5 protein-coding genes and 2 pseudogenes are annotated in these 4,722 nt (G+C 58.4%); 3 read left to right on the forward strand and 4 right to left on the reverse strand.

Annotation, left to right across the window (positions count from 1 at the left end; all coding sequences use genetic code 11):
- Both QZ196_RS17205 and QZ196_RS17210 read left to right on the forward strand, forming a co-directional pair.
- Positions 1 to 566 (forward strand): annotated as a pseudogene (locus QZ196_RS17205) (integrase core domain-containing protein); the annotation flags it as partial.
- A gap of 37 nt (positions 567 to 603) precedes the next feature.
- A pseudogene (locus QZ196_RS17210) lies at positions 604 to 720 on the forward strand (DUF2147 domain-containing protein); the annotation flags it as partial.
- A gap of 110 nt (positions 721 to 830) precedes the next feature.
- Here the strand turns inward: QZ196_RS17210 and QZ196_RS17215 are convergent.
- From QZ196_RS17215 to hisB, 4 genes are all read right to left on the reverse strand, one after another.
- Positions 831 to 1,307 (reverse strand): lytic transglycosylase domain-containing protein, encoded by a 477-nt coding sequence (locus QZ196_RS17215; protein WP_296428578.1) that lies wholly within the window; start codon positions 1,305 to 1,307, stop codon positions 831 to 833.
- Between the two features lie 71 nt (positions 1,308 to 1,378).
- The gene (locus QZ196_RS17220; protein WP_296428580.1) at positions 1,379 to 2,290 is read right to left on the reverse strand and encodes a glutaminase; all 912 of its coding nucleotides are present in this window, start codon (positions 2,288 to 2,290) and stop codon (positions 1,379 to 1,381) included.
- Positions 2,291 to 2,295: 5 nt separating this feature from the next.
- Positions 2,296 to 2,934, reverse strand: a complete 639-nt coding sequence (hisH, locus tag QZ196_RS17225; protein ID WP_296428581.1) for an imidazole glycerol phosphate synthase subunit HisH — start codon at positions 2,932 to 2,934, stop codon at positions 2,296 to 2,298.
- Positions 2,931 to 3,518, reverse strand: a complete 588-nt coding sequence (gene hisB, locus QZ196_RS17230) for an imidazoleglycerol-phosphate dehydratase HisB (RefSeq protein ID WP_296428583.1) — start codon at positions 3,516 to 3,518, stop codon at positions 2,931 to 2,933. Before hisB ends, hisH begins: the two co-directional genes overlap by 4 nt.
- A 154-nt stretch (positions 3,519 to 3,672) precedes the next feature.
- Between hisB and QZ196_RS17235 the strand changes: the two genes are divergently transcribed.
- Complete coding sequence (locus QZ196_RS17235) at positions 3,673 to 4,317, forward strand: imidazoleglycerol-phosphate dehydratase (RefSeq protein ID WP_296428585.1); 645 nt, start codon at positions 3,673 to 3,675, stop codon at positions 4,315 to 4,317.
- Positions 4,318 to 4,722: the final 405 nt, after the last annotated feature.

Genomic DNA, 4,722 nt, shown 5'->3' on the forward strand with positions numbered 1-4,722 from the left:
ACGTCTACAGCCGCAAGATCGTTGGATGGGAAGTTCATGAACGCGCGAGTGCGGAGCTAGCGGCGATGCTGATCCGCAAAGCGGTACTGGCTGAGGGATGCGCCTTGCGCCCACTGGTTCTGCATGCCGACAATGGCAGCCCGATGAAGGGCGCGACGATGAAAACAACTATGGAAAAACTCGGCATCATCGCGTCTTACAGCCGGCCGCGTGTCAGCAATGATAATCCGTTCTCAGAGGCGCTCTTCCGCACTTGCAAATATCGCCCGAACTGGCCGACCAAGGGCTTTGCCGCGAGGGCAGACGCCCAGGCCTGGGTGAAATCCTTCGCCACTTGGTATAACGACGAGCACCTGCACAGCGCCATCCGCTTCGTCACGCCAGACGCGCGCCACACTGGCCATGATCGTGCAACGCTGGCCAATCGTGCCGGTCTCTAGGCAAATGTAAGGACGCAAAACCCGCAACGATGGTCAGGAAAAACCCGCAACTGGCAACCCGCTGGACCCGTCTGGCTCAACCCAGAAACCGAAATCAGCGCCCCTGAAATCAGAGCCGCTGCATGAAGCCGACGGACAACATCGTTGACAAACACCGCACAGTGGCAAAGTCAGGTCCCCTGACCGCGACAAGACGTATAATTCGCGACTGCAACTGACGGGTGATACGCTGTCGGTATCGGGTTGCGTTTTAGGTATCTGTCGCGATGGCGGCACCTAGACACGGCTGCAATAGGTCGCATCGCGCTTGGGTTGGGCGATGTGGTCCCATCGCCATAACAGTCATCATACCTGACCCTATGGAACCGGTCAGGTCCTTCCGTTGATAGCTTATGACCGCAATCCGGTCTCAACCAGCAGGCCGCGCCGCTTTGCCTCATAATAGTAGCCGCGCGCGTACCAGCCCACTGCGGTCGGCTCGTCCCTGTCAGATACCAGCCACGCGCCGCGCAAATATTTGCCCGCGTAGCGCAGGTTCGTTTCGGCATCCAGTAGTCCGCGCGGGGGGCCGCTGTATCCCATGGTCCGCGCTGTTTCAGGCAAAATCTGCATCAACCCGTAATAAGGGCCGTTGCGTGCGGATGGATTATGGGTGCTTTCACGCAAGATAATCCGATGCAGAAGCGTAACGGGAATACCGTGTATGTCGGCGTATTTATTGATCAACCGACGTAGCTGGGGCGTTTCGTTTGGGTAAAGCGGCAGGTCATTGCCCGATCTGCGTGTTTCGGGGCTATGGCGGCTGCCACATGCAGCAAGGGTGGTCGCAAGGCCGGCCATCAAGGCGCGGCGGGTAAGACGGGGCATGTGTGGTCCTAGTATTGGAAAGGTCCGTGCAACCATGCAGGCGAATTGTGTCGGCATCAAGCTGTTGTCGGTTACCCGAACACGGACCACCCCGTCGCGCGCGCTAAATGTTCGATGGCCAGTGTCCCAAGCTGCGAATTCCCGCGTTCATTCAGCCCCGGCGACCAGACGGCAATGCTGGCGCGCCCCGGTACGATGGCAAGGATGCCGCCGCCCACACCGCTTTTCCCCGGCAGACCCACACGAAAGGCGAATTCGCCTGATCCGTCGTAATGCCCACACGTCATCATGAGCGCGTTCAGTCGGCGCACCCGTTCTGGGCTGACCAAACGGGGCGCATTGGGTCCGCCCATCAAAAAACGACCGGCCTGCGCCAGTTGCAGGCAGGTCATCTCGATTGCGCATTGGTGGAAGTACGTGCCACAGGTCAGCTCGGGCGGATTGATCAGGTTGGCGTTGGCCAGCAAGAAATGCGCAAGGGCGCGGTTGCGGTGGCCAGTTTGCTCTTCTGACTGGGCGACATCGGGGTTGATGTGGATATTGTCATCGCCCGCCGCCGCCCGAACAAAGCGCAGGATCTCGCCCAATGTTTCACGCGGAGGGTGACCGGCTAAAATGGCGTCCGTGACCACCAAGGCGCCTGCGTTGATAAACGGATTGCGCGGGATGCCATGTTCCGTTTCCAGCTGGAGAATGGAATTGAACGCATGCCCCGACGGCTCGCGGCCGACCCGCGTCCATAGCTGATCACCCATGCGGCCCAAAGCCAGCGCGAGGGTGAATACTTTGGACACGCTCTGGATCGAAAACCGCACATCAGCATCACCGCAATGATACGTCTGTCCGTCAGCGGTCATCACCGCGAGACCAAACTGTGAGGGGTCAACCCGCTTCAGTTCCGGGATATAATCCGCGACAACGCCACGGTGTGGTGCCGCAGCCATATCATAGCCGATCTGCTGGACGATTGCCGCCAGATCCATCGGGCCTAAGGCCGCCAACGCAGAAAATTGCCGATCATCCGCAACCCGGCCGATTGGCTTTTCTCGGGATGAAACTGGGTGCCGATAATCGTGTCGCGCCCGACAATCGCGGTAATGTCGCCTGCGTAATCGACATGGGCCAGCCGTTCCGCCGGATTGGTCACATTCATGGCATAGGAATGGACGAAATAGGCATGCTCGCCTGTGCTGATCCCCGCCAGTACCGGATGGGGGTGATCAATCACCAAATCATTCCAGCCCATATGCGGGATCTTCAGCGCAGGGTCACTGGGTTGAATGCGGCGAATATCACCCGCGATCCAGCCAAAGCCGGGGGTTTTTTCGTATTCATGTCCCGTGGTCGCCAGCATTTGCATACCGACACAGATCCCAAAGAACGGCACCGCACGAACGGTCACAGCTTCTACAATAGCCTCGGCCAGCCCCGTGCGGGCAAAAAGCTCTGCACGGCAATGGGGAAACGCGCCGTCGCCGGGCAGTACAATGCGGTCGGCCTTGGCCACGACGTCAGGATCAGACGTGACAATCACCGGGCTGGACCCGACCTCTGCAGCCATCCGCTCGAATGCCTTTTGCGCAGAATGCAGGTTGCCGCTGTCGTAATCGATTAAGACGGTCGTCATAGGCTGCCCTTGGTGGAGGGGATCGCATCCGCCTTGCGCGGGTCAACTTCTACCGCTTCGCGCAGCGCGCGGGCGACGGCCTTGAACGCGGCTTCGGCGATATGGTGGGCGTTGAACCCATGCAGCTTGTCGATATGCAGAGTGATACCGCCATGCGTGCTGATCGCCTGAAAGAATTCACGCACCAATTCGGTGTCAAAGGTCCCGATCTTGCCAAAAGGCAAATCAAGATTGCAGATCAGATAAGGCCGCGCCGACAGATCAAGTGCTGCACGCACTTGTGCATCATCCATTGCCAGATGGCAGCTGCCATAACGGCGGATGCCGCGCTTCTCGCCTAACGCCTGCGTCAGGGCCTGACCCAGTGCGATGCCGACGTCCTCAACCGTGTGGTGGTCATCAATGTGCAGGTCGCCGTTGGCGCGCACCGTCATATCAATCAGCGCATGCCGCGACAACTGGTCCAGCATGTGATCAAAAAAACCAACGCCGGTCTGGTTGTCGTACACACCGGTGCCATCCAGATTGATGGTGACGGAAATATCCGTCTCGGCGGTCTGACGGGTGATCGTTGCTGTTCGCATGATGCGCGTCCCTGATTGTCTGTGTTCGAAGCTTGTATAGGCACATCCGGGGCAGGGGCCAAGTGTGCCCGCGTTTTGTTGCGGTTTTTCAGCAAAACTTAAGAGTTAGATTCGTAGTGTCGACGAAGCTGCTGCCATACATCAGGAGAATCCGATGAAAGCTCTCATTTTGCGCTCCGAAGCCGAATCTGCTGCGGCCTGCGCACAGGCCCTTATTAACAAGGGGTTTCAGGTTCTCTGCGTCGAAACGCGCAGGGTCGCGCACGCACTGATACAGCTCGACACGGTTGATCTGCTTGTTTTGGAAGAACGGATTGACGGCCAGTTGACGCATGCGCTGGCGTTGTCCGCAGAACGGCGCAACCCCTATGCAAGCGTGATTATCGTGACGGACCGGCCGGGGGCGGAAACGGATGAACTCTATGACCTTATTCCCTGCCTGTATGGTGTGATCGGAACACAAAGCTCTGCCGCGTTGGTCAGTCAGCTGGCCCTGTCATCCACCGAGAATTTCGAAGAAGCTCAAGCGCGCGTGCGCCGTCATGCATCCCGGTACGTTGATGAAGATGCGCATGATGACGCGTGGCAGATGACTGAGCAGGAGCTGTCAGCTGAAGGAGATGAACACATCGGCGCTGATTTTTCTGACACCGCCAGCGCAAATGCGCCGGACCCCCTGCCAGACGCGCCAAACGCGTTTGACGAGGCGCAGTTCGTCGTGTTCACTGCGACGCATAGCTTTATGCAAGCAGGGACCATGGCTGCGCCAGATGACGCGACCCGCAGCGCGGCGCGCTGACTGTCGGGCACGAAAATTCGCGTACATGATGCAAGTCAGTTACCGAAGGCAACTATTTTTCATCGCAACCAGTCATGCAACCGAGGCCGAGACCCCAAAGGCTGAACTGCTTTGATGCTCCAAACTGTGCGGCGATCGGCATGTTTGGCTCAGCAACCTGTCGTGAAGTGCCTGATCAATTGCAAACATCCCCGCGTAGGTTTTCACCCGCCCAGACAATTGCTGTGAACCCAGAACTTTCGGATGGCACCCCGCCGTACGCAATATCCGCAACATGCGTGCATCGAAGACGGATACGATTTGCGCGACCCCCGCGACTCTGTTGCACAAATCGGCTGATGGCCGAGGTACCCCTTTCCCTGGACAGACTTATCCCACGGTCTCTGTGACGGGTATGCCGAGCGC

This window comes from Yoonia sp., from assembly GCF_017854565.1.
Classification (GTDB): Bacteria; Pseudomonadota; Alphaproteobacteria; order Rhodobacterales; family Rhodobacteraceae; genus Yoonia.

Bases quoted from the DNA above. Each gene is read 5' to 3' on its own strand.
- QZ196_RS17235 (WP_296428585.1), top strand. From the start codon at position 3,673: ATGAAAGCTCTCATTTTGCGCTCCGAAGCCGAATCTGCTGCGGCCTGC.
- hisH (WP_296428581.1), bottom strand. From the start codon at position 2,934: ATGACGACCGTCTTAATCGATTACGACAGCGGCAACCTGCATTCTGCG.
- QZ196_RS17220 (WP_296428580.1), bottom strand. From the start codon at position 2,290: ATGGATCTGGCGGCAATCGTCCAGCAGATCGGCTATGATATGGCTGCG.
- QZ196_RS17215 (WP_296428578.1), bottom strand. From the start codon at position 1,307: ATGCCCCGTCTTACCCGCCGCGCCTTGATGGCCGGCCTTGCGACCACC.
- hisB (WP_296428583.1), bottom strand. From the start codon at position 3,518: ATGCGAACAGCAACGATCACCCGTCAGACCGCCGAGACGGATATTTCC.